Genomic DNA, 26,837 nt, shown 5'->3' on the forward strand with positions numbered 1-26,837 from the left:
ATGAGGAGAAGATGGATATAAACAAAAAGATGGATATAAACAAAAAGATAGACATAAACAAAGAGATGGACGCACAGGAAGCAGCGGACTTATACAAAGTAATGGAAGCCCGCCACGCAGTGCGGAGCTATCAGGATAAAAAAATAGCCCGGGAGACCGAGAAACAGCTGAGGGAGGAAATTCGCACATGCAACCGTGAAGGCGGATTATCCATACAGCTCATTCTAAATGACAAAGCTGCATTCAACGGTCTGATGGCCCGCTTCGGAGGTTTCCGGGGAGTCTCCAATTATATTGCCCTTGTGGGGCCGGATAATGACTGTTCGGAGGAAAAGCTGGGGTATTATGGGGAACGTATTGCCTTAAAAGCCCAGCAGCTGGGGCTTAATACCTGCTGGGTAGCGGCAACATATAAGAAGGGAAAATGCAGCGCAGCTGTTGGGAACCATGAGAAAATGGCCGGAGTGCTGGCCCTTGGCTATGGAACCACACAGGGCGCGCCCCACAGGTCAAAGGAAATGGAGCAGCTGTGCAAGGCTGACAGGGATATGCCCCAGTGGTTCGTCAGCGGAATGAAGGCAGCCATGCTGGCGCCCACGGCCATGAATAAACAGGACTTTTTAATTGAATTAAGGGGGGATGACGTTGCCTTCCAGGTAAAGGATGACAAGTATGGCAGGATAAATATGGGCATTATCAAATACCATTTCCATCTGGGCGCTGCGCTGGCCGGCAGGCCATGAGGCTTTATATCCCGGCGGAGGAATGACAGGGACAGGCCCCGCATCCCAGAGCCTTCCCCGCAGGCGTGGCAGCGCATCCGCCCAGCGCTGTTTCACGCAGGTCAGGGGGCAGCTGTCTTCCCACACGGTACATGGCCATCAGCATTTCATCAAAGGGAATCAGCTGGCGGACCCCGCTCAGGGCCAGTTCGGCAGCGGTCAGTGCAACTGCGGCGCCTGCGGCATTCCTGCCCTGGCAGGGACATTCCACCAGACCGCCGATGGGGTCGCACACCAGACCCAGCAGGTTCATGAGGACAGACGAGGCTGCATTGAGGCACTGGTCCGCAGTTCCTCCCATAAGCTCCACGGCAGCCGAGGCAGCCATGGCCGAGGCAACCCCTACTTCCGCCTGGCAGCCCCCAACTGCACCTGCAACGGTGGCATTTCTCATAGCCAGATAACCGATGGCGCTGGAGTTGAATAGGGCGTCAATCACCCTGATGTCAGGAAGGCTGTATTCCTCCTGAAGGGACAGAAGAAGCCCCGGCACAATGCCGGAGGAACCGGCTGTGGGGGCTGCCACAATCAGCCCCATGGATGTGTTTGTCTCCAGGACCGCCATGGAATAGGCGATTGCCCTGGAAAGCACACTGCCGCATATGGATGCCCCGCTGGCCCGGTGACGGTTAACCAGTCTGGCCTCACCGCCGATGAGTCCTCCTATGGATTTCTTCGGCTCACGGATAGGGGAGGCGGCTGACTCACGCATAATGGTAAGGGCATGGCCCATTTTTGCATATAAATCTTCCCGGCTGGTCCCAGCCAATGTACATTCCCTCTGTTTCATAATATCTGAGATAGGACAGCTGAGCTTTTGGCAGAGTTCCAGAAGCTCTTTTGCATTTTTAAAGTCCATTTTCATTTCCTCCCTTCAATGGTATGAACATCACATCCTGCACATCCGGATTTTCATAAATCTGCGGTATCATACGGTCCGGCAGACAGCCGTCAAACTCAATGATGCTGTAAGCCCTGTCTCCCTTTGTCTCCCGGAACAGCTTCATAAAGGCAATGTTTACATATCCTTCGCTGAGACAGCGGGTGATATGGGCCAGGACGCCCAGGCGGTCGTGGTGGATGATAATGAGCGTGCTGTATTCGCCGGAAAAGTCCACGTCAATATGGTCAATACGGCTGATTCGCACCTTACCTCCTCCCAGGGATTCGCCCCGCACCGAGAAGGTGCGTCCGTTTAAACAGGTCATGCGGATATCCACTGTGTTGGGGTGGGTGTCCGTATCCGTGTCATCGGTGGTAAAAACATAGGAAAGTCCCCTTTCTCCGGCTATGGAATATGCACGGGGTATCCGCTTGTCGTCCGTGGAAAAGCCCATGATGCCTCCCAGAAGGGCCAGGTCCGTGCCGTGGCCTTTATGGGTTTTTGCAAAGGACTGGTAGAGGGTAAATTCCACATGAGTAATGGGACTGTCCGCCATTTTTCCTGCCAGCAGGGCAATGGAGCATGCTCCGGCCGTATGGGAGCTGGAGGGCCCTATCATTTCAGGGCCTAACACATCAAACATACTGATAAATGCCATATGTAATCTCATCCTTTTCTTTTTTTTGCAGACATATTCCGTGTCTGAATCAGGGAATTGACATCTGCGTAAGTGCATTGTATCATAAAGAATAAATAAATCAAATTCATGGATTTTATAGATATAATAAATTAAATTCATAGATTAGCAGGAGGTGGAGAAATGGAACTGAGACAGCTGCAGACCTTTGTGACCATTACCCAGACAGAAAGCTTTTCCAGGGCAGCAGAGATTCTGGGCTATACCCAGTCAGCCCTGACCGTCCAGATACGCCTGCTGGAAAATGAGCTGGGGGTAAAGCTCTTTGACCGTATGGGAAAAAAGGTTTACCTGACAGCATCCGGCAGGCAGTTTACGGACCACGCCAACCAAATCATCCGGGATATAAAACGCGCCAGGGAATTTGCCAAAAACGAGGAGGAACTGTGCAGCCCCCTTCATGTGGGAACCCTGGAATCCCTGTGTTTTTCAAAGCTTCCCCAGATACTGAATGACTTTCGCAGCAGCCATCCCAGGGTTCCGGTCAAGGTTACTGCCTCCACGCCCAACCAGCTGATTGATATGATGGAAAGGAACCAGCTGGATTTGATATATATACTGGACCGGCCAAGGTATAATGATAATTGGAATAAGGTTATGGAAGTCAGGGAACCCATTGTGTTTGTGGCTTCCCCTTCCTGCGGACTGGATGGGAACAGGGAAATCCGCCTGGAAGAAATTATGGATGAGCCGTTTTTCCTGACGGAAAAGAATGAAAACTACAGGCGGGAGCTGGATTGCTTCCTGGAATCCCAGGGCAGGGAGCTGACTCCCTTTTTGGAAATCAGCAATACGGAATTCATCATACGGATGATAGGGAAAAACCGGGGCATATCATATCTTCCCCTGTTAGCGGTCCGGGAATATGTGGAAAAGGGGGAGCTGACCCTTCTTAATGTGGCTGATTTCAGACTGACCATGTGCCAGCAGGTCATCTACCACAAAAATAAGTGGAGGTCAAAAGAGATGGATGCGTTTATCCGTATCACAGCCCATAACTCCGGCGCAGATTAGCCGGTACTTCTGCAGCAGGGAGGTTTTTTCAGAAAAACCGGGTGATTTTTAAGGTCTTTCCCGCCCTCCATTGTAACGTCTGCGGACCTTATGTTAGAGTGTGCCTGTAAGAGATGGGCAGACATCAGCGTGAACATAGGAAAGCAGTGTGAAGTTAAAAGCAAATACAGAGCAAGGGAGAATCAGAATGAGCGGAAAGAAAATTATTTTAGTGTCACATGGGAAACTGTCGGAAGGTATGCTTCACTCCGTACAGATGATTATAGGGAAAAATGAGGACCTGTCCTGTATGGGAATGATGCCGGGCGCACACTATCAGCCCATGGTGGATGAGGTGGAGGGAATGCTTAAGGAACATCCGGATACACAGTATATCATAGTGGCCGACCTGCTGGGCGGCAGTGTATGCAATGGCATGACGACCCTGCTGCGCTACCCCAATCTGCGTCTGGTGGCGGGGATGAACATGGGGTTGGTTATTAACCTGCTGCTGGCTCCTGGCGTGCTGGGCGATGAGGAGATTGACACAAAGGTGGAGGAAGCCAATGCCGTCAGCCACAGGGTCAGGCCGGAGGCCCTGGAAGCGGACAACAGCGATGAGGATTTTTTCTAAGGAGGCAGGAATGGGCAGTCAGATGAAAAAGGAAGATTTGGCGTGGGCAGAGCAGGTATATGAAAAAATACGGTTAAAGATGTCCGCGGAGTGCAGCCGTATTGGCAGCCGTATACCGTATATTGCTGAAAATGGAGTTTATAAGGAAGACAAAGCAGCGACAGACATTGTCTGGTGGACCAACGGGTTCTGGCCGGGGCTTATGTGGCAGATGTACCATGCCGAGGGAGACGACGCGTATAGGAGGACCGCAGCGGAGGTAGAGGAAAAGCTGGACCGGGCATTTGACATATATACGGGACTCCATCACGATGTAGGATTTATGTGGCTTCATTCCGCGGTGGCGGATTACCGGATTACGGGAAATGAGCGCTCTCTGGCAAGGGGACTCCATGCAGCCCATCTGCTTGCAGGCAGATACAATCCCAGAGGAAAATTCCTCCGTTCCTGGAACAGGGACAGGGCCGGCTGGGTCATTGTGGACAGCATGATGAATATTCCCCTCCTCTACTGGGCATCGGATGCCATTGGGGACCCCAGGTTCACCTATATCGCCATGGACCACGCAGACACGGTGATGCGGCATACGGTCCGGGGGGACGGCTCCTGCAATCATATAATTGTACTGGACCCGGAGAGCGGGGAGCTTAAGGAAACACCGGGGGGACAGGGGTATGCCGCCGGTTCGTCCTGGTCCAGGGGACAATCCTGGGCAATATACGGGTTTGCATTGAGCTACCGCTATACCGGGAAGACGGAATATCTGGATACGGCAAAGAAGGTGGCCCACTATTTCATGGCTGAAACAAACCGTACCGATGATGTGCCGCTCATTGATTTCAGGGCGCCTGCAGAGCCTGTTTACCGGGATACCACAGCCGGTGTGTGCGGGGCCTGCGGACTGCTGGAGATTGCGGAGCATGTGCCGGAATGCGAAAAGGAGTTTTACAGGGCAGGCGCCCTCAGGCTGCTGAAAGCCGTGGAAAGCAGATACTGCAACTGGGACACAGGGTATGACTCCATTGTGGCTATGGGCTCCGGCTCCTATGGAACGGAACATGACCGGCATGTGCCAATTATCTATGGGGATTACTTCCTGGTGGAGGCAGTTCTCAGGCTTTTGGGAAAGGATGTATTGATTTGGTAGATTCTCCTTGCAAATACCCGGAAAAGGGCTTATAAGAAATATAGGCACACCCGAGAGGAGGAATGGCGGATGCTGCGTGCAATTCTGGCTGATGACGAGGCAGTTATATTAAAAGGTCTCAGGAAGCTGATTGACTGGGAAAAGATGGGCATACAGATTGTGGGCGAGGCCAGGGACGGAAAGGAAGCCCTGGAACTGATTGAACGGGTCAAGCCGGACCTGGCTGTATCGGACATTGCCATGCCGGAACTGGACGGGCTGGATATGCTGAAGCGGATTGGAGAGATGGGGCTTTATACCAAGGTAATCTTTGTCAGCGGCTACCAGGAATTTTCTTATGCAAAAAGGGCGGTTAAATACGGCGCTGTGGATTATATCCTGAAGCCCGTGGAACAGGAAGAACTGGAGGCAGCCCTTAAGAAGGCAGTGGGTCTGGTGGATGAGCAGAGCCGCCTTAAGCTTCTCGCCACGGAACAGGATGAAAGTGAACTGGCCCGTATTTTCCATAAAATAAACGGGAACCAGGAGTATGCCAGGCAGGATTTATATGAGCAGTTCGAGGCACTGCACATTGACGTGGCCTGTAAGGAGTTTGTGGGGGCGGCCTTCCGCCTGTATTTTACAAAGTCAGGTCCCTCCAATATCAAGATGCAGGAGCTGCAGAAGTTTTCCGCCTACAACCGCCTTCAGAAAAAGCTGGAGGAGGAAAAATGGGGTTTTGTCATCAGGAAGGACCTGAACAACTGCTATGTGATATTTACCCTGGACCCCTCTGAGGATGCTAGGACTGTCCGAATCCGTACCCATAAACTGGCGGAAGTAATGACAAGCGGACAGCCCATTGTGGTCAAGACCGGAGTGGGAGAGCGGATTGGGGAGATTGGAGCCCTGCAGCTGGCCTATAAGACCAGCCGGTTTGCCCTGGAGCTTTACTATTTTACGGAAGAGGATGAGATATGGTATGATGATGTGGAACGCAGCTTCCTGGATTCCTTTGAGGATTACCAGAACTGTTATAAAAAGCTGATGGAAGGATTCCTGTCCAGGAAACCGTCCATTGACATGGAATTGAACCGGATTCTTATGGTTATCCGCAACCTGCATTTCGGGAACCGGTTTGCCGCCGTGAACCGCTGCATTCTCCTGATTACCGATGTCACAAAGGAGCTGATGGACAATTACCTGATTGACGGCTCCTACCGGCAGAAGGCGGAACAGGCTGCTGAGGAAATCCGTCTGAAGCCATTGTACCGGCAGGCCTGCCAGGTGATTACAGCCTGCCTTACAGACCTGTTTGAAACCGTAAAGGACGGGACGGGAAATACCAGCCAGAGCGAGGTGGCCAGAATCAAGCAGTATATCGGAGCGCATTACAGGGAGAATCTTACCCTGGAATCCATGGCGGCCTTTGCCAATATGAATCTCTATTATTTCAGCAGTTATTTTAAAAAGAACACAGGACAAAACTTTAAAAACTATCTGACAGACATCCGCATGAAAGAGGCGGGCCGGCTTCTGGCCAATACGGACTGCAAGGCTTACGAGGCAGCGGAGGCAGTGGGATATAAGAATGTCCGGCAGTTCAATGAAAATTTTAAGGGGAAATATGGGAAGAGTCCGAATGAGTACAGAAGGGAATACCGGCCAAAGGGCCAGGGACAGAAAATATAAGAAACGGCGGGAAAACGGCATGGAAGCCAGAGAACCCCACAGCAGACCGGCCGGAGGGAGGATGTTCGCCAGCATCCTTCTTTCGGCTGTTTTCCTGCTTCTGATGACAGGATGCAGTCCCGGGGGGCCCTCTGCGCCCGGAGTCCGTCCGGAGGCAGAGGTAAAAATACGGGTGGTCTGTTCCGCAGGGGACCTTAAATGGAAGAGCGGAATGGAGGACGTGGCAGAGGCTTTCATGGAGTCCAATGAAGATATCCAGGTGGAGCTGTATTTTATGCCGGAAGTAAAGAACCAGACGTATGCGGAACGTCTTAAGGTGCTGGCTGCCCAGGAAGAATTAAATGATATCGTGGAACTGAGGGAGACAGGAACCCTTGTGCAGGCAGGGCTTCTGGCACCCATGCCTGAGGAAGTGTATTCGCTGGTGGAGAACCCCCAGACCTTTGACGGCATATGCTATGGCGTTCCCAGGTACAGCACCACCCTGGGAATGATTTATAATGTGGATATATTTGAGAGGCTGGGACTTTCCGTGCCCAGTACATATGAGGAATTCCTCCAGGTATGCGGCACCCTTAAGGCTTCAGGATATGACGCCGTTGCTCTTGGGGCTGCCGATATCTGGCATATGAAGTTCTGGGGAAATTACCTGTTCTGCAATTACATTGTGACAGAGGAGGGGCAGGTCTGCTGGACCAAAGAGAGGGTAATGGAGATGCTGGGGGATTTCCGCGGCCTGGCCAGCCGGGGTTACATTCATTCACGTTACAGGGCAGTGTCGGACAGTGAAACAGCCCAGGCCATATCCGCCAGACAGGCGGTTATGGTGTATACAGGGCCGTGGATGCTGTCGCAGATAGAGAACCTGAATCCCCAGATTCGCCTGGGCTTCTTTTTCCTTCCGGGAAGGGACGGGACAGCCTATGCAATGGATGACAGCAATGTGGAATGGGGTATCTCGTCCGTGACCGCGGGGGACGAAAAAAAGATGGACGCGGCTGTCCGGTTCCTGCAGTTTTATTATTCCGAAGGCATCTATGAAACCATATTGGAAATCATGAACGGGGACTCCGTGACAGTCCGCCAGGTGTATATGCCGGATACGCCAAACCAGAGAATCATGAAAGCTGCTTATGAGAGAGAACCTGTGCATACGGAGCTTCTGGTGGAGGATGCCAGCTCGCCTGACGGTTTCATCACCTATTATGACCAGATGCTGATTGAGACCTTATGGGGCGGAAAATCAATTTCATCCCTGGCAGAAAATCTGTTGGAACGATGGGAGGAGCCATGATACAGAGAAGAAAAAGCATATTTTTCCGCCTGACCATATCCTTTGTACTGCTTGGACTGGCGCCTCTTCTGATTGCCGGCACAGTGCTGTTTGGCCGTTTCAGGGACAATATGGAACGGGTTGTTTTGGACGATATGGGGCGCATGGTGAGCTATGCAGGCAACAATGCAGAAGAAATGGTGGAGGAATGCAGCGGCCTGACTAAGTATATCTATGATATTTCCACGGACGACGGGATGTTCCTGTACCAGATATTAAAATCCCCGGGCCTTCGCCAGGAAGAAAAGAAGATGAAAATCATTCTCCTTCTCAGCCAGATGCTGGACAAGGACAGCAGGCTGCGCACCGCTTATTTTAAGGACCAGAAAGGCAGGATTTATTACGCTACCAGGAACACCCAGAAGGTACTGGATGAAGATGCATTCCGTTTTTGGACGGGAGAAGAGGACCAGGAGGAGAATTTCTCTGTTCTGTCCACCCATGTGGATGACTATTTCCCGGATTCCAGAAATCAGGTCATCACGTTCCGGCGCAGTTATCAGGATATTACATCCTTTAAGACCATAGGCAGCTGTCTGGGCTATTTTTATATGGACATGGATATAAGCAAGCTGTCCTCCGTACTTTCGGACATTGATATGGGGCTAAATGAGTTTTTCTACATTATGGATGATAAGGGAATGTGTATTTACAGTGCTGATTCTGCCATGACAGGAAAACCGGCGGAAGGGATGGCATCCCTCCTTCCCTCCATGAACCAGGGGATGGGAAGCCTGCTTAAGGACGGAAAATACGTGGTCTATGACCGTCTGGAGCCGTGCGCCTGGACCGTGGCCGTGGAGGCCGGACGGGACCGGGTGCTGATGAATATGGAAAGTACAAAACAGTATATCACGGTATTCCTGGGCGCGGCCTTTCTGGTGCTCCTGTGTCTGTACTCTTATTTTCTGGAGCGGATTCGCAGGCCGGTGGAGCTTTTGGAGAGCGGGATGGCTGAGATTCAAAAGGGCAACCTGGAGACACGGATTGACGTGGGTGACAGGGAGGATGAAATCGGAGTCCTGGCAGGCGGGCTGAACGAAATGGCAAAAGAGCTGGAAGCCTATATCAAAAAGGTATATGTGGCCGAAATCCGGCAGAGGGATGCGGAGCTTACGGCCCTTAAGTCGCAGATAAAGCCCCATTATCTCTACAATACCCTGGAGGTCATCCGTATGACAGCCCTGGAACATGAGGATAAGGAGACAGCCAGGATGGTGGAAAGCCTGTCAAAGCAGCTCAAATACCTGATTGGCGTCAGCGGCGACATGGTTCCCCTGAAGCGTGAGATTGAAAATATAAGGGAATATTTCTATATCATGCGCATCCGCTATGAGAACAGGATTCAGTTGGAGGTAAGTGTGGATGAGGATGTGATGGAGGCGTCCATCATCAAGCTGAGCCTTCAGCCCATTGTGGAAAATGCAGTCAAACACGGGCTCAGGCCCAAGAAGGGGAACGGAACCGTGCGCATTGAGGCCCACAGGCAGGAAGGGCATCTGGAAGTGACCGTGATGGACGACGGGGCCGGCATGGGAGAGGAGACGCTTAAGAACCTGAATGACAGCCTGGGCCAGGAGGAAATGGGAGTACTGACAACAGACGGCTGGGAACATGTGGGCATCAAGAATGCCTATGACAGAATCCGGAAGAACTTTGGACCGGAATACGGGCTGGAAATCATGAGCACAGAGGGGACGGGCACCATTGTGGTGTATACCCTGCCCCTGGTGTCTGATGAGAGTGCAGGTAATGAGGGAGAGCAGGTTGAAATAGGGACATCCTAGAACCGGACAATCAAATATAGAGAGGATTTTTAGGGAAAACAGGCGGTCTTTTTAGATGGTAGGGCCAGGACGTTGAGACTGGAAAATCCTTGTGGTACCATGGGTTCATCTTAAGGAAATACCTTTAAGATGGGCCCGTTTTGTGTATGAAAATGATGTTTCAGGAGGGAGAAAAAATGATAAAGATGATGCGTGTGGATGACCGTCTGATTCACGGTCAGGTGGCAGTTATGTGGTCAAAGGAACTGGGGATACAGAGAATCATTGTTGCCAGCGATACCATTGCGGCCAATACCATACAGGTGAATGCGCTGAAGATGGCTGCCCCGGCAGGAGTAAAGGCAGCTATTCTGCCCATTGAAAAGGCAGTGGAGATATTAAAGGACCCCAGGGCGTCCCAGATGAAAATCCTTGTGATTTCCAATCAGCCCGAAGATTTGTTAAGGGTTGCAGAGCAGATTGGGGAACGCCCGGTACTCAACGTTGCAAATTACGGAAGGATTGGGGGCGGAGCCCTTTCTTCCAAGACAAAGGTGTCGGAATCCGTATACGTGACGGATGCGGACCGGAATGTATTTGAGAGAATAGGGAATCTGGGGATTGAAATCATCCACCAGCCCCTGCCGGGAGACGGAAGACAGGATTTTATGAAGCTGTTAGGAGGGAGATAAGCCATGTTTATGAATGCATTGATTGTCGGACTTGTACTTATGTTTACCAAGTTTTTTGACTGGTGGGGCAACACCATGTTCCAAAGACCCATTTTCTGCGTGGCCATTCTGGGCGCCCTGCTGGGACATCCGGGGGAGGGAATTATCCTGGCTGCCCAGCTGGAGCTGGTGTTCCTGGGCAATGTCAGCCTGGGCGGCGTAATGCCCTCGGATTTTACCCTGGGCTCCATTTTCGGAGCTGCATTTGCCATTCTGCTGGGCAAGGACCTGGCCACGGCCGTTACCCTGGCCCTGCCCCTGGCTGCGCTGGGAACACTGCTCTATTCATCCATGAAGATTGTAGTCACTTCCCTTGTGCCCAGGTTTGAGAAGCTGGTTGAGGGCCGGAACATCAGGGGATTTAAGAGATTGTGGATGTTTCAGTTCGCTGGTTTCCATCTCTGCTATTTCCTGCTGGGCTTCATCTGTATCTTTGCAGGTACGGATGCGGTAAAGGCATTTGTGGAAATCATACCGGCATGGGTGCAGAAGTCCATGACGGTTGCATCCACCATGCTTCCCGCCCTTGGTATGGCGCTGCTGCTTAAATCGCTGTGGAGCAGGGAAATATGCCCGTATTACTTTCTTGGGTTCGGCCTTGGGGCATTTTTCTTCTACAATAACGTGACAGGCGCGGCTGTGGCGGACGGGACTGTGAAGCTTGCCAGTTCCTCCGTAAAGATACTGTCCCTGGTGCAGATTTCCTTTATCGGGGCAGCCATTGCGGCTCTGGTTATTTTCCGGGAACTGCAGAGGATCAAGGATGAGCAGAGGATGCAGAATGCATCGGCCAATCCGGTATTAGATGAAAGGGAGGACTTCTTCAATGATTAATACAATGACGACAGGAGCGGATGCAGCCGTTACCATGAAGACAAAACTTACCCGCCGGCAGAGAAAACTTGTGGGCTCCATCTTCTGGAGGTCTATGTGGCTGATGTTCTGCACCTCTTATACGAAACAGCAGGGAACCACGTTTGGATGGACCATGATTCCGTATCTGGAGGATATTTACGGAAAGGAGACGGACGCCTTTTACGAGGCAATGTCCAGACATCAGGACTTCTTTAACACAACGCCCGGCATGTCCCCCTTTATTTTCTCTCTTGTGATTTCCATGGAGCAGGAGAGAAAGGCTGCCATGGATGCCGGAAGGGAGTTTGACGATTCCTCTATCGAAGCCCTTAAGGTTGCGCTGATGGGACCCTTTGCAGGAATTGGAGATTCCGTTTATTCAGGAGCTTTGAGAATCATTGCAACGGGAATCGGTCTTGGATTCGCACAGATTGGCTCCTGGATGGGACCTGTATTATTTGCACTGATTTATAATATTCCCAATGTGCTGATTCGCTATTTCGGAGCTGAATATGGTTTGAAGCTGGGAAGTACTTATATTGCAAATGCGCTGAGCTCAGGGGCGCTGAAGGCATTTACAAAAGGCTTTGCTGTTCTGGGGCTGATTATGACAGGAGCGATGACCGCCCAGTATGTGAGCTTTAAGACGACCTTTGTAGCTGACTTTGGCGGAGCTGCCTTCAATCTGCAGGGCGTTCTGGACCAGATTATGCCGGGACTGCTGCCGCTGGCCATTACCATGGGTTCCTTCTTTTACCTGAGGAAGAAGAATAAGCCGGTCACCGTGCTGTTAGTCATGTTTGCGGCGGCAGTGGTGCTGACAGTGCTGGGAATTTGCGGCTAAAGGAATGCATTGAATGACGGATGGTGTTGGTAAGTTAAAATGTGATGTCGGGGTAATGTGGAAATATGGTTGATTTACTGTGTATTGATATAGATGGGACACTGCTTGACAGCCGTAAGGAGCTGCCCAGGGAGAATGTGGAGGCGGTGCGGTATGCGCTGGATAAGGGCGTGATTGTGGCTATTGCGTCCGGGCGTTCGGTTTCCGGGATAGAGCCGCTGCTTTTACAGCTGGGGATTGGCAGGTATGGGGTCTGCCTGAACGGAGGTCTGGTGCTGTGCGGGGAGGTTATTTACAGGGATACCATGGAGGAAGGCCTGGTCATGAAAATCATTGAGCAGGCGGAACGGTATGAAAGCCAGATTTTTCTTTCAGCGGCAGAATTTAATATTACCAATGGGGCTCTGTCGGGACATCTGATGGAATTGGTTGATAAGGGAAGCCTGCGTTCGGATTACCGTTACTGCCGGGATTATGATGAAATGCGGGCTGAAGCCCGCCGCCATAAGGATGAGATTATTAAGGTGGCTGTGAAAGAGATTGATGAAGCGGATTTTGAGGGTCTTAAGAAGGCGCTTGTGGATATGGATTTGTTTCATGTGGCCAAATCAGATACCTATTTTGTGGATATTAACCCTAAGGATGGGAATAAGGGAAAGGGCGTGGCCGTGCTGGCCGCGCACCTGGGCATACCCATGGACAGGGTGATGTGTATTGGCGATAATGAGAATGATTTGGAGATGGTGGGCATGGCTGGTATTGGCGTGGCCATGGGGAATGGAGTGGAGGAAGTCAGGTCGGCGTCCGTGTTCGTGACAGGGGATAATGACCATAAGGGGGTTGCCCAGGCAATTTACCGGTTTATCTGAAAGTGCCGGTTTATTTGAAATGGAAGGAGAATTTGTATGAGAGAGAATCGGATTCAGACAGGCGCGCCCGGAAGGATTGGGATTCACAATCCGGTTTTAAGGGGATTTCACCCGGACCCTTGTATATGCAGGGCCGGGGGCAGGTTTTATTTGATTACATCCACTTTTGAATGGCTCCCCGGGGTGTCCCTTTATGAGTCGGAGGATTTGGTGAATTGGACTTCCAGGGGCGGGATACTTGATAATCTGGACTTGAGGGGGATTCCTGATTCCGCGGGGATTTGGGCTCCGGCGCTGTCCTATGACAATGGATTATTCTATCTGATTTATACTGTCAGCAGGCAAATAGACGGATATTTCAAAGACGTGGAGAATTATGTGGTCACTTCCCCGTCCATAGACGGGCCGTGGAGCGCGCCTGTATTTGTAAATGCTTCCGGGTTTGACCCTTCGATGTTCCACGAAGAAGGCAGGCATTATGTGATTAATCCGCAGTGGGACGCCAGGCCGCTGCCGGGACACCAGAAGTTTAATGGTCTGGTGCTGCAGGAGTTTGATATGGAAAAGGGGATGAAAGGGCAATCCAAAGTTATATTTGAGGGAAGCGGCACCGGCGGTACCGAGGGGCCGCACCTGATGAAACGGGATGGGTTTTATTATATGATTGCCGCCGAGGGAGGAACCGGAAGACACCATTCCATTTGTGTGGCCCGGTCTGCGGATATATGGGGACCCTATGAGGTTTCACCCTATCATCCTCTGATTACGGCCTGGGAAAAGGATACGGTCCTTAAAAAGTCAGGTCATGGCAATTTCGTGGAGACAGGGCAGGGGGAATGGTATATGACCCATCTCTGCGCCCGGTATCTGGAGGGAAAGGAGGCCTGCGTCCTGGGCAGGGAGACTGCCCTTCAGAAAATAGAGTGGATTGACGGGTGGCCCAGGATGGTGCAGGGGAACAGCACGCCGCTGGTTGAGGTGGAGGCGCCGAAGGTGGAGGCGCTAAAGGTGGAGGCGCCGGAGGAAGCCCCAAAGGAGACGGCCGGCAGCCGGAATAAGGGCAGGGAATACAGGACGGATTTTCGCAGGGGAACCTGTCTGGAGCAGGAGGAATGGTTATCCCTGCGGCGTCCCATGGGAGACAAGGCAGAGCTGACAGAACAGGGCCTTCTGTTAAAGGGAAATGATTCCCTTACATCCCTGTTTGAACAGTCTCTGATTGCACGCAGGTGGGAAAGTTTCTGCTTTAAGGCGGGTACGGTCCTTAAGTTCCGCCCGTATCATTACGCCCAGACAGCCGGTCTTGTGTGCTATTACAATACAAAGGTATTTCACTATCTTTATGTGGGATATGATGAGGTGAAGCAGCTTCCCATGGTCAGTATTCTGACAAATGACAACTATGAATTTTGTGAACCGTTGAGGGGGCAGTATGCATACCTGCCTGTTCATACAGAGTCTGTCCGGCTGGAGGTGCATGTGGACCGGGAGCAGATGCAGTTTTACTATGCTGTGGACAATGGGCTCCCGGAGAAAATAGGTCCTGTGCTGGATGCTTCCATACTGAGCGATGAGCATGCTGCGGGCTGGGCCTATACCGGGGCTGTGGTAGGTATAACGGCAGTGGATAATTTTAATAAGGACACAGCCGCATTGTTTACAGAGTTTTACCAGGCTGACCAGGAGGCGGAACAATGATTCAGGTACTGGAACAGGGAAGGACATTCCACCTTATCACAGCACATACATCCATGATTCTCCATGCCATGCCCAGCGGCCATCTCATGAGCCTGTACTGGGGCAGCAGGGTGGAGGGGGATTCCTTCAGCTATATTGTCCGGGACATGAAAAAGGCCAGTTATCTGTGCGGAACAGACGGAATCAATGATTTCAGGCTGGAACAATATCCGGTGCTGTACCCGTCCTGGGGAAATCCGGATTTGAGAATGCCGGCTGTTCAGTTTTGCTATGAGGATGGTTCCGTTATGACGGATTTGCGGTTTAAGGGATACCGGGTATACCGGGGAAAGGAAACGCTTCCGGGGCTGCCGGCCGTCATTAGCAGGGAAGCAGAATGTCTGGAACTGACTTTGGGGGACAGCATATCCAATCTGGAAATCCGGCTTACATATGGGGTATTTGAAAGGTATGACGCCATTACAGGAAGCGTGATGGCCGCAAACCGGGGAGAAAAGGCCGTGACAGTGGAGCGCCTGATGTCAGGCTGCTTTTCTTTCCCGGATGACAGGTATGAGCTGATGACCCTGACCGGGGCATGGGGAAGGGAATGTCATGTTAACCGGCAGGAAATCCGCCAGGGGAGGTTTGCGGTGGAGAGTACCAGGGGAGCCGGCGGACACGGGCAGAATCCCTTTCTGGCCCTGGCAGAGCCTGGGGCAGACGAGGACCGGGGAAATATATGGTCCATGAATCTGGTGTATAGCGGAAGCTTTGAGGGAAGCGTGGAGGTTGATATGCACCAAAATACGAGAATGATGATGGGAATACAGCCCTTTGGATTTTCATGGCTGCTGGAAAAGGGGGAGAAATTTGCCAGTCCTGAGGTGGTGATGGTGCACTCCGGAGAGGGGATGGGAGCCATGTCCAGGATATACCACTGCCTGTACAGGGAATGTCTCATGGGGAGAAACTATCAGGGCGGACCGGGAAAATACAGGCCTGTGCTGTTTAATAACTGGGAGGCAACCTACTTTGATTTTAACAGGGACAGGCTGCTGGAGCTGGCAGACCAGGCTGCAGCCCTTGGAGTCGAATGCTTTGTGCTGGATGACGGATGGTTTGGAAACAGGGACAGCGCCGACCGGTCCCTGGGAGACTGGACTGAGAACCGGAATAAGCTGGGAGGAAGCCTGGCCGGACTGGCAGAGGCCGTAAGGAAGAGGGGAATGGAATTCGGGCTGTGGTTTGAGCCGGAAATGGTATCGCCGGACAGCCGGCTGTTCAGAAGCCATCCGGACTGGGCAATCCAGGTGAAAGGGCGTCCGAAGCAGCTGGCCAGGAATCAGCTCGTACTGGATCTGAGCCGGGAGGAGGTCCAGGATTATATTGTGGAGTCTGTTGACCGGGTGCTGAGGGAGGCGCCCATAACCTATGTAAAATGGGATATGAACCGGAATATAACAGACTGGGGGTCAGGCCATCTGGCTGCAGGCCGCCAGAAGGAACTGGGGCACCGGTATATACTGGGGCTTTACCGCATTCTGGAGAGACTGACCGGAATGCACCCGGATGTGCTGTTTGAAGGATGCGCAGGGGGAGGCGGGCGCTTTGACCCCGGAATGCTGTACTATATGCCCCAGATATGGGCCAGTGATGACACCGATGCAGCGGAGCGTCTTGCCATCCAGCACGGCACAGCCTGTGTGTATCCGCCTGTATCCATGGGCTGCCATGTGTCTGCCTGTCCCAACCATATCGTGGGGAGGGAGACTCCGCTTTTTACCAGAGGCGTGGTGGCCATGGAGGGAAATCTGGGATATGAGCTGGACCTGACAGCCATGGAAGAAAAGGATAAGGATGAGGTGAAACGCCAGATTGGATTTTATAAGGATATAAGGGAAATTGTACAGAAGGGCCGGTATTACAGACTGAAGCATGATGGGGACCAACGGGCGTGGATGTATGTTTCAGAGAAGGGAGACAGGGCGGTGGTGAGTTTTGTACAGATTCTGGCAAAAGCCAATACGGTTCCCAAGCGGCTGCGCCTTAAGGGTCTGGAACGTGAGGCGTTTTACCGGGCAGAACAGGTGATGGAGGCTGGGGAGGAGGCGGGTACGCCCGGCATCAGGGATGTCTGCCTGCTCCGCGGCAGCTCCCTTATGAACATCGGTCTGGGTCTTAACAGGCCCAGCGGTGATTTTCAGGCCCAGCAGTGGGTGATGTACAGGGAAGGCTGAGGGACAGGCCGTGTTCTGGGTTATTGTAAGAATTATAAATCCTTTTGGTTGAGGCGGAAGCTGGAGCGTCAATCAGAAGGATTTTTGTGTTTTGAACACCACATTGCCTCCCAAAATAACTGCAGTTATATTTCTTTGCATTTGAACCGGTATGCTGTATAATGGAAAAAAACAGCAGATGTGCAGGATAAATACAATCTCAGCACACAGGGAACCGTAAATGCCCTGCATGCCTGAAACGGGAGGTTTCATATGAAAAAAAGGAAGAGAGTCATGCTTGCATGGGCGGCAGCGGCGGTCCTGATGCTGGTTATGACGGGCGGCTGTTCCCGCAGCGAGGATGCCAGGTACCAGCTGGACCCCAGGCAGCCTGTGATGATAACGGTGTGGAATTATTATAACGGGCAGACAAAGCAGGCCTTTGACAGCCTGGTGTCCAGGTTCAATGAAACAGTGGGCATGGAAAAGGGAATCATTGTGGACAGTGTCAGCCACGGGGATGTGAACCAGCTGGCAGAGGAGACATATAATTCAGCCAGCGGAAGGCTGGGAGCTGACTCCATGCCCAATCTGTTTGCCGCGTATCCGGAAAATGCCTACCGCATTGATGTATTGGGCAAGCTTGTGGATTTGAACCAATATTTTACAGAGGATGAGCTGAAGGTATACCGGGAGGATTTTCTCCAGGATTGCAGCTTTGGCGGAAATCAGGGACTTAAGATTCTTCCTGTTGTGCGGTCCACGGAAAATCTGTACTTAAATAAGACGGACTGGGATAAGTTTGCAGGGGAGACAGGAGCGGATTTGGAGGGACTGTCCACCTGGGAGGGCGTGGCTGAGACAGCCGGTACCTATTATGAGTGGTCAGGAGGCAAGGCATTTCTGGGAATCGACAGCCTGGCAAACTATATCATTGTTGCGTCCGTGCAGACGGGAAATGATATTTATGAGTTTCACGACGGCCGGGTAACCTTTTCATTTGACCAGGACCTGGCCAGGCTTTTATGGGATGAATTGTATGTGCCCTATGTAAAAGGTTATTATGCAAATCTGGGTAAATTCCGTTCTGATGACGAAAAGACAGGGGATATACTGGCTTATATAGGCTCCAGCGCAGGCGCGGTCTATTTTCCGAAGGAAGTGACCCTGAATCAAAATGAAATATACCGGATTGAGAGCAGTGTTCTTCCATATCCCTGTTTCAGGGGCGGGGAATTATGCGCCATGGTCCAGGGGGCGGGATTTTCCGTTGCACAGAGCGACAGCACCCACGAATATGCGTCGGCCGTCTTTTTGAAATGGCTTGCCCAGGAGGAATAGAATCTGGATTTTGCCGTAAACAGCGGTTATCTGCCGGTGGAGAACAGCTCCCTGAATCAGGGGTATGCCAAGGCCATGGAAGCTTATTCCGGTTCGCCGGAGTATAATTCCACGGTAAGCCAGTCCGCTGAAGCCACAATGCAAATGCTGTCAGAGTACCGCTTTTATTCCAACCCTCCGTTTGAGGGGAGCTATGAGATGAGGCAGTTTTACGGTGAATATATGGAGACAACCGTGAACAATGCCCGTCTGGAAGCTGAGGATAAGATGAAGGAAGGTCTTACAAAGAAAGAGGCCCTGGACCAGGTCACGAATGAGGCCCATTTCCAGACATGGTATAAGGGCTGGCAGGAACATGCCGCCAAACTATTAGGGAGCTGATGAGGAATATGAATAAAAAGCAGTCCATTGCATCCAAATGCTCTGCCTTTACTGCGGGGCTGGTGATTCTCCAGTCCCTGCTGGTACTGGGGATGCTCATAGCAGGCGGTATATTGAAGCAGGCCAGGGACACGGCATACCAGTCCTTTGCCTCTACCGTGACACTCAGAGCCAGTTCCATCCAGGACCAGATTGACAACCGGTGGACCAACATTCATCCCTATGTCCAGGAATTGTCCGACCAGCTGTCCGATGCCGGTTATGGGGAGGGGAGAACGGATGCAGAAGCATTTTTAACCGGTTCCGCAGATACCTTAATATCCATGCTGCATGTCAGCGGTACCACGGGCACGTTTCTGATTCTGAATGGACCGGGACAGGGCAAAAGCCTGCCGGCGCTCTATTTCAGGGACTATGACCCGGAAACATACAGCGCGGACAACAGTGATTTGTTCCAGGTCATGGGACCGGCGGAGGTTTCCAGGAAGTACCGGATTCCGCTGGACAGCGTGTGGCATTACGGGCTGTCGCTGAATGACGGGAACAGGAAGTTTTTTGAGATGCCGTATCAGGCAGCCGGCCAGTCCCAGGATTATAAGAAGCTGGGATATTGGAGCCAGCCTTTCTGCATGACGCCGGAGGATGTGCCTGTCATAACTTACACCGTGCCTCTTTTTGACCGCAGCGGCCAGGTCCACGGCGTGGTGGGAGTGGAGATATCCCTGGAATATATCAGGAAACTGCTGCCTGCCAATGAGCTGTCTGCCCAGGATTCTCCGGGGTATATGATTGCCGCGAAACAGGAAAACCCGCAGGAGCTGCTGCCGCTGGTTAAGAAGGGAGAATACCAGAACCGGCTTTTTGGGAATGAGCCGTTGTTTAGGATAAAAGCAGAGGATGACAAGTATTCCGTCTGTCAGGTGTCAAATCTTACAGGGGAAAAGATATATGGCTGCATTAAGAGCCTGGACCTGTACGGAACAAAGAATGTTCCCTATGACAGCGGAAACTGGGTGGTTCTGGGGTTGATGAGAGGGGACGCCCTGTTTGGTTTCCTCCACAGAATCATAAATATATTTGCAGTTACCCTGATGGCATCCCTGCTGCTGGGAGCAGGGGCCGCCGGATTCATCAGCCGTAAAATCACGGACCCTGTTGCAAAGCTGGCAGCCAAGGTAAGGGATTTTGACTATACCAGAAAGATAAGACTGGAGAGGACCGGGATTGAGGAGTTGGACCTGCTGTCCAGTGCCGTGGAGATATCCAATCAGAACCTGCTGGATAACACTCTTAAGATGTCTGAAATCATGGACCTTCTGGGCCTTCCCATAGGAGCCTTTGAGTACAGTCCGGGCGGATATGGGGTCCAGGTCACTAAACAGATATTTTCCCTTATGGAGCTTCCCCATGAGGACGAGGACCATCTGTATGTGGATGAGGAGGTATTTCTCTCCAGGCTGAGGGATATGCAGAAACGTCCGGTGCCCGAGGAAAACGGAATCTACAGAATCAGCGGGAAAACAGAGCGATGGATGCGGATTACCCTGTCCCTGCGCCACGGCCATTCTCTGGGAATCATTGAGGATGTGACCGGGGACATGATGAAAAAACAGCGGATGCAATATGAGAGGGACCATGACAGCCTGACCCGGATTTACAGCCGGGCAGCTTTCCAGCGGGAGGCAGAAGCCATGCTGGCCCAGGCCGGGGCCATGTCCGGCCGTGCCGGGGAGATGTCCGGCCGTACCGGGGAGAGGACAGACCATGCTGGCCCCGGGAGACTGGGGACTGCAGCCATGGTCATGCTGGATTTAGACGGCCTTAAGTCAGTCAACGACACACACGGCCATGAGAGCGGCGATATCTATATCAGGGAGACCGCGGTGTGTATGAAACAGATACCGGAGGAACATGCCATTGTAGGCAGGCGTTCCGGGGATGAGTTTTTCATGCTTTTGTTCGGTTATGAGAACAGGGATGCGGTCAGAAAACAATTAAAGGATTTCTACGATATCCTGGATAACCATCCGGCCGTGCTGCCTGACGGAGTACAGCTGGAGATTCATATTTCGTCAGGCATTGCCTGGTATGGGGAGGAACTTTGTACGTTTGAGGAACTGGTAAGGTGCGCGGACATTGCCCTGTATGAGGCCAAGGAGAACAGGAAAGGACGGACCGTGGAGTATGGGACGGTGTGAAACCGCTCCGGTTCGTATCCGTCTTACCATTCCAGACCATATTTCTTTATTTTCCGCCATAAGGTAGAACGGCTCATGTTTAAGAGCTGTGCTGCCTTTGTTTTATTTTTGCGGCGTTGATTAAGGAGTCCTGCAATCTGTTCCGCCTCTGTGCAGGAGGAAGCATCCATACATATCCGGGAAAGGACTGGATGCAGATGTATAAGAACTGGATGTATGACAACTGCACCAATCAGGAAATCAAGGATTTGGGCAGGGAGTCCTTTGACGTGTTCCAGGATTTGTGCCAGTCTTTCCTTCTGTTTTACGTCCAGGCGTATCTGACCGGCACCCAGGACCGGGAAGACATTACGGATACATTTAAACAAAAGCTTCATCCAGCAGCCGGATGAACTCTTTCAGTATTACATTTCCATGTATTCCCTTGTGATACAGCCCGAACACAAGGGGAGGTATGTCTGTTACCGGGATATAGCAGAGTCCCTTTTTATCGCTGCCCGGATAGAAGGGGAGAAGGGTGTATCCAAGGCCTGCCCTTACCATAGCCAGTATGCTTTCATAGGTATCCACGAAGAAAAGCTCCGAAGGATGGCAGGAGGAGGATGACACGCGGATTTGGGACTGGAGCACGGACTGAGGCAGCCTGTGGGGCTCCCCCAGGACCATGGGGCCTTTGAGCTCCTTCACGTTCAGGGAGGCGCGTCCGGCGTAAGGATGTGCGGTACTGCACACACAGGCCATCGGTGTCCGGGCCAGTTCATGGAATATGCCGATGGATTTCTTCTGGTCGTCCTGCCGGAAACCGAACATGACATGGATGCGTTCTTCCTCCAGAAGGTTGGCCATGGACTTAAAAGGAATCAGCTTCACAGAAGGATGAAGAGTGGGAAACTGTCCCGCCAGCCTGTGTATGACAGGAGGCAGAAGGTCCAGCTCCGACTGGTTATGGCATCCCACGGTCAGGGACAGAAAATCACCGATTCCCATGCCCAGCCGTTTCTTGGCGCCGGAAGCAATCTTAAGAATGCTGGATGCGTCCTCCATGAACATGAGCCCGGCTTCGGTCAGGTTTACATTTTTGCTGGTACGGACAAAGAGCCTGATGCCCAGCTCGTCCTCCAGGGATGTAATCTGATGGCTCACAGCCGGCTGTGTAATTTTTAAAAATTCAGCTGCCCTGGAAAAATTCAGATATTCCGCTACGGCCAGAAAACATTCTAACTGCACTGTATTCATAAGAATCTCCTTCCGAATGTCCTTATAATTTCTTGTGAATCCCCTTAAATCTGGTGTTGGCCTGTTTGCACTAAAAAGAATACTAATAGCAAACAATAAAAGAATTTTATAGATTATAACATATTTGAATTTCACATTCAACAAAAAATGATGTATAAATATAGGAAGCTAATTATTAGCTAGTTAACTATTCTTGTGTACGGCCGTACCGGCAGACAGAATGAGGTGATATCATGTGGGAACCGGATGAACAACTGCTCTGGGTTTTGAAAAAGCTGAATATGGATGCGGAACTCCTGATGAACCGCGTGTATGAGGATATGGGGCTCACTGCCGCCCAGGGAGCCGTCCTTTTGTTTATCCTGGAGTACCCTGACGGCACACTCTGTTCCACCAATATCCACAGGATACTGGGAGTGGCAAGGCCCACGGTTTCCGGTCTTTTAAAAAGGCTCAGGGAAAAGGGATACATTGAATTCAGGCCGGGACCAAAGGATGACAGGCAGAAAATCATCCTTGTCACCCCCAGGGCAAGACTTCTGAAGGAGGCTCTGGATTTGAGAATGCTGGAAATGGAGCACAGGGTGCTTAATGGAATCACGCCCCGGGATGAACAGACCCTCAGGTCCTGTTTCAGGCAGATGGACAGAAATCTGAGAGCATGCAGGAACATTTACGGCTGATGGCACAGATAGTTGCAGAACCTGAAAAATAAGGAAACAGAATACAAGGAGACAGAATATGAGGACTATTTTAGCGCAGCTTAAACAGTATAAAAAGGATACCATTCTGACCCCTCTCTTTACCGCGCTGGAGGTAATCATGGAGGTTATGCTTCCCTTTATCACCGCGCTGATTATTGATGAGGGAATCCAGGAAGGAAACATGAAAAAAGTATATACCTATGGAGGAATCATGATTGTCATGGCCTTTATCAGCCTGATATCCGGGGCAATGGCGGGAAAGTACGCGGCCAGCGCATCTTCCGGTCTGGCCTGTAATCTGAGAAAGGGAATTTATGACAAGGTACAGACATTTTCCTTTGCAAACATTGATAAGTTCAGCACGGCAGGTCTGGTGACCCGTATGACCACGGATGTAACCAATATCCAGAATGCGTACCAGATGGTTATCCGGGTGGCTGTCAGGGCGCCCCTTATGCTGGTATGCAGCATGGCAATGTCTTTCATGATTAGCCCCCGGTTAAGCATGATTTTCCTGGGAGCCATCCTGTTTCTGGCCTGTATCCTGGGAGTCATCATGATGGCGGCCAGAAAGATATTTGACGTTGTTTTCACTAAATATGACGACCTGAATGCAGGGGTACAGGAAAATGTATCCGGCATCCGCGTGGTAAAGGCTTATGTGCGGGAGGATTACGAGAACCGGAAATTCACCGGGGCAGCAGAGCACCTCTGCTCTTTGTTTGTAAAGGCAGAGGGTACCCTGGCATTTAACAATCCTGCCATGATGCTGGTGGTTTACGCCTGTATTCTGGCCGTATCCTGGTTTGGGGCCCAGTTCATCGTGAGCGGCACCATGAGCAGCGGCGAACTGACCTCCCTGTTCAGCTATATCATGTCAATCATGATGTCCCTCATGATGCTGTCCATGATATTTGTCATGATTACCATGAGCGCTGCCAGTATAAGGAGGATTGAGGAAGTATTTAAGGAGGAGCCCGGCATCCGAAACCCGGAGCGTCCTGTCATGGATGTGACGGGCGGAAGCGTTGATTTTAACAATGTATGCTTTTCTTACGGGAAGGGCAGTACGGAAGTTGAATGCACGGATAAGGACGGCAGTGGGAAAGACAGAGATACATGGGGAGATAAAGGCAGTGGCAGGCAGGCTCTGTCAAATATTGACCTCCATATCCGGTCCGGCGAGACAGTGGGCGTCATAGGAGGCACAGGAAGCGGCAAGTCCAGCCTGGTGAATCTGATTAGCCGCCTCTATGACGTGGACAGCGGCAGTGTGTGCGTGGGAGGCAGGGATGTGCGGGAATATGATTTGGATGCGCTCAGGGACTCCGTGGCAGTGGTGCTGCAGAAAAATGTCCTGTTTTCCGGCACAATTTTGGAGAACCTGCGGTGGGGAAATCCGGATGCCACAGAGGAAGAATGCCGTGCAGCCTGCCGTGCGGCCTGTGCTGACGAATTCATAGAATGTCTTCCCGACGGGTACGGCACCTTTCTTGAACGGGGCGGTACCAATGTGTCAGGAGGCCAGAAGCAGAGACTGTGTATTGCCAGGGCGCTGTTAAAGAAACCAAGGATACTTATTCTGGACGATTCCACCAGCGCAGTGGATACGGCTACAGATGCCAGAATCAGGGAAGCCTTTGCAGCGGCAATACCGGGAACCACAAAAATCATCATTGCCCAGCGCATATCCAGCGTGCAGCATGCGGACCACATACTGGTGATGGAGGATGGGCGTATAAACGGATACGGAACCCACGACCAGCTGGTCAGGTCCAATGAGATATACCGCGAGATTTACGAGTCACAGAGCAGGGGCGGCGGAGACTTTGACCAGGCCCGGACAGAAAAGGCAGGAAGGGAGAGTGTTGCATGATGGGAAAAAGACAGAGCGGCAGGCATGAGCGGCCCGGCAGGCAGGTACAGAGCGGCAGGCAAAAGCAGCCCGGGAAACAGGAGCAAGACAGGGAAACCAGGGAATCCATCCGGGTTCTGGGCCGTGTCATCCGGTACATGGCTGCCAACTATAAATTTGCAGTAACTGGGGTGCTGGCATGCATCATACTGTCCGCGGCAGCCACCCTGAAGGGTATGGTGTTCATACAATCCCTGGTGGATGATTATATCCAGCCCCTGCTGGAGCAGGTGTCAATGGGAAATCCGTCACCTGATTTTTCATCTCTGGCAGGGGCGCTGTGCAAGCTGGCAGCCCTATATCTCATAGGTATCCTGGCAGCCTATGCATATAACAGAATTATGGTTACGGTAAGCCAGGGTACTATGAGGCGGCTGAGAGTGGAATTGTTTACCAGGATGGAATCCCTGCCCATCAGGTATTTTGACACCCATGCCCACGGCGACATCATGTCGGTGTATACCAATGATGTGGATACCCTGCGGCAGCTTATGAGCCAGAGTGTTCCCCAGGTGGCCAATTCAGCGGTCACCCTGGTGGCCACCGCTGTCTCCATGCTGGTTTTAAATGTACCCCTGTCCATACTTACCTTTGCCATGGCCTGTGTCATGCTGTTTGCCACCAAATGTCTGTCAGGCAGGTCTGCCTCCCATTTCGGGAAACAGCAGAGCGCCCTGGGAGAGGTGGACGGATATATAGAGGAAATGATGGACGGACAGAAGGTGGTGAAGGTATTCTGTCATGAGGAACAGGCAAAACAGGATTTTGAAGTGCTGAATGAACGGCTCCGGGACAATGCGGATAAAGCCAACCGGTATGCCAATCTCCTTATGCCGGTCAATGCCAATATCGGCAACCTGAGCTATGTACTGTGCGCGGTAGCAGGCGGAATCCTGGCATTAAACGGTATAGGCGGAATTACCATTGGCACCATTATTGCATTTGTGGGACTCAATAAAAATTTCACCCAGCCCATTACCCAAATCAGCCAGCAGATGAATTCCGTGGTCATGGCTGCGGCAGGCGCCGCAAGAGTGTTTGAGCTTCTGGACGAGAAGCCGGAGGAGGACCAGGGCTATGTGGAATTCGTGAATGTCCGGGAACAGGAGGACGGCACCCTGGAAGAGACAAAAGAGCGCACCGGTGTCTGGGCCTGGAAGCATCCCCATAAGGCGGAGGGGACCGTCACCTATAAGAAAATGGAAGGCGGCATTGTCTTTGACGGCGTGGATTTTGGCTATGACCAATCCAAGATGGTGCTCCACGATATTAAGATGTTTGCCGAACCCGGCCAGAAGATTGCTTTTGTAGGTTCCACCGGAGCGGGCAAGACCACCATCACCAACCTGATTAACCGTTTTTATGACATACAGGACGGCAAAATCCGCTATGACGGAATCAATATCAATAAAATAAAGAAACCAGCCCTCCGGCGTTCCCTTGGCATCGTGCTCCAGGACACACATCTGTTCACAGGGACTGTCATGGACAATATCCGCTACGGAAAACTGGATGCCACAGATGAGGAATGCATCAATGCGGCCAAACTGGCCAATGCAGACAGCTTCATAAACCGTCTGCCGGATGGCTATGAAACTGTCCTTACAGGGGATGGAGGCAGTCTGAGCCAGGGACAGAGGCAGCTTCTGGCCATAGCCAGGGCAGCTGTGGCAGACCCGCCTGTACTGATTCTCGACGAGGCCACCTCATCCATAGATACCAGGACGGAATCCCTGGTGCAGGCCGGTATGGATGCCCTGATGAAAGGACGGACCACCTTCGTCATTGCCCACAGGCTGTCCACTATACGCAATTCAGACTGTATCATGGTCATGGAACAGGGAAGAATCATTGAGCGGGGGTCCCATGATGAGCTCATTGGAAGGAGGGGGAAATATTATCAGCTGTATACAGGGAATTTTGAGGAAGCAGGTTAAGGATTAGGAAGAAACTTTAAGATT

The 26,837-nt window shown here is 51.7% G+C and carries 23 protein-coding genes; 20 read left to right on the top strand and 3 right to left on the bottom strand.

Annotated features, from left to right (window positions below; translation table 11 throughout):
- Positions 1-29: 29 nt before the first annotated feature.
- Positions 30-743: a nitroreductase family protein gene (locus FGS84_RS13970; protein WP_240305581.1), complete on the top strand. Its 714-nt coding sequence runs from the start codon at positions 30-32 to the stop codon at positions 741-743.
- Positions 744-747: 4 nt separating this feature from the next.
- Here the strand turns inward: FGS84_RS13970 and sdaAA are convergent, their stop codons facing one another.
- Positions 748-1,641 carry an L-serine ammonia-lyase, iron-sulfur-dependent, subunit alpha gene (sdaAA, locus tag FGS84_RS13975; protein WP_138309157.1) on the bottom strand — a complete coding sequence of 298 codons (894 nt, stop codon included), beginning with the start codon at positions 1,639-1,641 and terminating at the stop codon, positions 748-750.
- Positions 1,631-2,323, bottom strand: a complete 693-nt coding sequence (sdaAB, locus tag FGS84_RS13980; RefSeq protein ID WP_138309158.1) for an L-serine ammonia-lyase, iron-sulfur-dependent subunit beta — start codon at positions 2,321-2,323, stop codon at positions 1,631-1,633. Before sdaAB ends, sdaAA begins: the two co-directional genes overlap by 11 nt.
- A gap of 162 nt (positions 2,324-2,485) precedes the next feature.
- On the opposite strand from sdaAB, the gene FGS84_RS13985 reads away from it, so the two are divergent.
- From FGS84_RS13985 to FGS84_RS31220, 16 genes are all read left to right on the top strand, one after another.
- The gene (locus FGS84_RS13985) at positions 2,486-3,376 is read left to right on the top strand and encodes a LysR family transcriptional regulator (protein WP_138309159.1); all 891 of its coding nucleotides are present in this window, start codon (positions 2,486-2,488) and stop codon (positions 3,374-3,376) included.
- Positions 3,377-3,563: 187 nt separating this feature from the next.
- Positions 3,564-3,989 (top strand): PTS mannose transporter subunit IIC, encoded by a 426-nt coding sequence (locus tag FGS84_RS13990; protein WP_138309160.1) that lies wholly within the window; start codon positions 3,564-3,566, stop codon positions 3,987-3,989.
- A gap of 10 nt (positions 3,990-3,999) precedes the next feature.
- Positions 4,000-5,136: a glycoside hydrolase family 88 protein gene (locus FGS84_RS13995; protein ID WP_138309161.1), complete on the top strand. Its 1,137-nt coding sequence runs from the start codon at positions 4,000-4,002 to the stop codon at positions 5,134-5,136.
- Between the two features lie 69 nt (positions 5,137-5,205).
- Positions 5,206-6,807, top strand: coding sequence for a response regulator (locus tag FGS84_RS14000; protein WP_138309162.1), 1,602 nt, complete (start codon positions 5,206-5,208; stop codon positions 6,805-6,807).
- Positions 6,758-8,101 (top strand): extracellular solute-binding protein, encoded by a 1,344-nt coding sequence (locus FGS84_RS14005; protein ID WP_227147050.1) that lies wholly within the window; start codon positions 6,758-6,760, stop codon positions 8,099-8,101. The genes FGS84_RS14000 and FGS84_RS14005 overlap by 50 nt, the downstream gene beginning before the upstream one ends.
- Positions 8,098-9,927: a sensor histidine kinase gene (locus FGS84_RS14010; protein ID WP_138309164.1), complete on the top strand. Its 1,830-nt coding sequence runs from the start codon at positions 8,098-8,100 to the stop codon at positions 9,925-9,927. The genes FGS84_RS14005 and FGS84_RS14010 overlap by 4 nt, the downstream gene beginning before the upstream one ends.
- Positions 9,928-10,103: 176 nt before the next feature.
- Entirely contained in the window at positions 10,104-10,598 is a 495-nt protein-coding gene (locus FGS84_RS14015; RefSeq protein WP_138309165.1) for a PTS sugar transporter subunit IIB, read from the top strand.
- 3 nt (positions 10,599-10,601) lie between these two features.
- Positions 10,602-11,471, top strand: a complete 870-nt coding sequence (locus tag FGS84_RS14020; protein ID WP_138309166.1) for a PTS sugar transporter subunit IIC — start codon at positions 10,602-10,604, stop codon at positions 11,469-11,471.
- Positions 11,464-12,336, top strand: a complete 873-nt coding sequence (locus tag FGS84_RS14025) for a PTS system mannose/fructose/sorbose family transporter subunit IID (RefSeq protein ID WP_138309167.1) — start codon at positions 11,464-11,466, stop codon at positions 12,334-12,336. Before FGS84_RS14020 ends, FGS84_RS14025 begins: the two co-directional genes overlap by 8 nt.
- A 65-nt stretch (positions 12,337-12,401) precedes the next feature.
- Entirely contained in the window at positions 12,402-13,205 is an 804-nt protein-coding gene (locus tag FGS84_RS14030) for a Cof-type HAD-IIB family hydrolase (RefSeq protein ID WP_138309168.1), read from the top strand.
- 36 nt (positions 13,206-13,241) lie between these two features.
- Positions 13,242-14,903 (top strand): glycoside hydrolase family 43 protein, encoded by a 1,662-nt coding sequence (locus tag FGS84_RS14035; RefSeq protein WP_138309169.1) that lies wholly within the window; start codon positions 13,242-13,244, stop codon positions 14,901-14,903.
- The gene (locus FGS84_RS14040) at positions 14,900-17,122 is read left to right on the top strand and encodes an alpha-galactosidase (RefSeq protein WP_138309170.1); all 2,223 of its coding nucleotides are present in this window, start codon (positions 14,900-14,902) and stop codon (positions 17,120-17,122) included. The genes FGS84_RS14035 and FGS84_RS14040 overlap by 4 nt, the downstream gene beginning before the upstream one ends.
- Before the next feature lie 252 nt (positions 17,123-17,374).
- Positions 17,375-18,442 (top strand): extracellular solute-binding protein, encoded by a 1,068-nt coding sequence (locus FGS84_RS14045; RefSeq protein ID WP_243129977.1) that lies wholly within the window; start codon positions 17,375-17,377, stop codon positions 18,440-18,442.
- Between the two features lie 36 nt (positions 18,443-18,478).
- Entirely contained in the window at positions 18,479-18,823 is a 345-nt protein-coding gene (locus tag FGS84_RS31535) for a hypothetical protein (protein WP_243129978.1), read from the top strand.
- Positions 18,824-18,831: 8 nt separating this feature from the next.
- The gene (locus FGS84_RS14050; protein WP_138309171.1) at positions 18,832-21,021 is read left to right on the top strand and encodes a diguanylate cyclase; all 2,190 of its coding nucleotides are present in this window, start codon (positions 18,832-18,834) and stop codon (positions 21,019-21,021) included.
- 116 nt (positions 21,022-21,137) lie between these two features.
- Complete coding sequence (locus tag FGS84_RS31220) at positions 21,138-21,413, top strand: hypothetical protein (protein WP_207671126.1); 276 nt, start codon at positions 21,138-21,140, stop codon at positions 21,411-21,413.
- On the opposite strand, the gene FGS84_RS14060 is transcribed toward FGS84_RS31220, so the two are convergent.
- A complete protein-coding gene (locus tag FGS84_RS14060; protein WP_138309173.1) occupies positions 21,382-22,257 on the bottom strand; it encodes a LysR family transcriptional regulator in 876 nt (291 codons plus the stop codon). The two genes, FGS84_RS31220 and FGS84_RS14060, sit on opposite strands and share 32 nt — an antisense overlap.
- 233 nt (positions 22,258-22,490) lie before the next feature.
- On the opposite strand from FGS84_RS14060, the gene FGS84_RS14065 reads away from it, so the two are divergent.
- The 3 genes from FGS84_RS14065 (at position 22,491) to FGS84_RS14075 (ending at position 26,813) form a co-directional block, all read left to right on the top strand.
- Entirely contained in the window at positions 22,491-22,940 is a 450-nt protein-coding gene (locus FGS84_RS14065; protein WP_138309174.1) for a MarR family transcriptional regulator, read from the top strand.
- A 58-nt stretch (positions 22,941-22,998) separates the two neighbouring features.
- Positions 22,999-24,837 carry an ABC transporter ATP-binding protein gene (locus FGS84_RS14070; protein WP_138309175.1) on the top strand — a complete coding sequence of 613 codons (1,839 nt, stop codon included), beginning with the start codon at positions 22,999-23,001 and terminating at the stop codon, positions 24,835-24,837.
- A gap of 137 nt (positions 24,838-24,974) precedes the next feature.
- Positions 24,975-26,813 (top strand): ABC transporter ATP-binding protein, encoded by a 1,839-nt coding sequence (locus FGS84_RS14075; RefSeq protein WP_347563838.1) that lies wholly within the window; start codon positions 24,975-24,977, stop codon positions 26,811-26,813.
- The last annotated feature ends 24 nt before the right edge of the window (positions 26,814-26,837 follow it).

Origin of the sequence: Clostridium sp. 1001271st1 H5 (assembly GCF_005845215.1) — a bacterium.
Lineage (GTDB): Bacteria > Bacillota > Clostridia > Lachnospirales > Lachnospiraceae > Enterocloster.

What these genes read in the sequence shown, in the direction of transcription:
- FGS84_RS13970 (WP_240305581.1), top strand. Translation starts at nt 30, where the DNA reads ATGGATATAAACAAAAAGATAGACATAAACAAAGAGATGGACGCACAG.
- sdaAA (WP_138309157.1), bottom strand. Translation starts at nt 1,641, where the DNA reads ATGGACTTTAAAAATGCAAAAGAGCTTCTGGAACTCTGCCAAAAGCTC.
- sdaAB (WP_138309158.1), bottom strand. Translation starts at nt 2,323, where the DNA reads ATGGCATTTATCAGTATGTTTGATGTGTTAGGCCCTGAAATGATAGGG.
- FGS84_RS13985 (WP_138309159.1), top strand. Translation starts at nt 2,486, where the DNA reads ATGGAACTGAGACAGCTGCAGACCTTTGTGACCATTACCCAGACAGAA.
- FGS84_RS13990 (WP_138309160.1), top strand. Translation starts at nt 3,564, where the DNA reads ATGAGCGGAAAGAAAATTATTTTAGTGTCACATGGGAAACTGTCGGAA.
- FGS84_RS13995 (WP_138309161.1), top strand. Translation starts at nt 4,000, where the DNA reads ATGGGCAGTCAGATGAAAAAGGAAGATTTGGCGTGGGCAGAGCAGGTA.
- FGS84_RS14000 (WP_138309162.1), top strand. Translation starts at nt 5,206, where the DNA reads ATGCTGCGTGCAATTCTGGCTGATGACGAGGCAGTTATATTAAAAGGT.
- FGS84_RS14005 (WP_227147050.1), top strand. Translation starts at nt 6,758, where the DNA reads ATGAGTACAGAAGGGAATACCGGCCAAAGGGCCAGGGACAGAAAATAT.
- FGS84_RS14010 (WP_138309164.1), top strand. Translation starts at nt 8,098, where the DNA reads ATGATACAGAGAAGAAAAAGCATATTTTTCCGCCTGACCATATCCTTT.
- FGS84_RS14015 (WP_138309165.1), top strand. Translation starts at nt 10,104, where the DNA reads ATGATAAAGATGATGCGTGTGGATGACCGTCTGATTCACGGTCAGGTG.
- FGS84_RS14020 (WP_138309166.1), top strand. Translation starts at nt 10,602, where the DNA reads ATGTTTATGAATGCATTGATTGTCGGACTTGTACTTATGTTTACCAAG.
- FGS84_RS14025 (WP_138309167.1), top strand. Translation starts at nt 11,464, where the DNA reads ATGATTAATACAATGACGACAGGAGCGGATGCAGCCGTTACCATGAAG.
- FGS84_RS14030 (WP_138309168.1), top strand. Translation starts at nt 12,402, where the DNA reads ATGGTTGATTTACTGTGTATTGATATAGATGGGACACTGCTTGACAGC.
- FGS84_RS14035 (WP_138309169.1), top strand. Translation starts at nt 13,242, where the DNA reads ATGAGAGAGAATCGGATTCAGACAGGCGCGCCCGGAAGGATTGGGATT.
- FGS84_RS14040 (WP_138309170.1), top strand. Translation starts at nt 14,900, where the DNA reads ATGATTCAGGTACTGGAACAGGGAAGGACATTCCACCTTATCACAGCA.
- FGS84_RS14045 (WP_243129977.1), top strand. Translation starts at nt 17,375, where the DNA reads ATGAAAAAAAGGAAGAGAGTCATGCTTGCATGGGCGGCAGCGGCGGTC.
- FGS84_RS14050 (WP_138309171.1), top strand. Translation starts at nt 18,832, where the DNA reads ATGAATAAAAAGCAGTCCATTGCATCCAAATGCTCTGCCTTTACTGCG.
- FGS84_RS14060 (WP_138309173.1), bottom strand. Translation starts at nt 22,257, where the DNA reads ATGAATACAGTGCAGTTAGAATGTTTTCTGGCCGTAGCGGAATATCTG.
- FGS84_RS14065 (WP_138309174.1), top strand. Translation starts at nt 22,491, where the DNA reads ATGTGGGAACCGGATGAACAACTGCTCTGGGTTTTGAAAAAGCTGAAT.
- FGS84_RS14070 (WP_138309175.1), top strand. Translation starts at nt 22,999, where the DNA reads ATGAGGACTATTTTAGCGCAGCTTAAACAGTATAAAAAGGATACCATT.
- FGS84_RS14075 (WP_347563838.1), top strand. Translation starts at nt 24,975, where the DNA reads ATGGCTGCCAACTATAAATTTGCAGTAACTGGGGTGCTGGCATGCATC.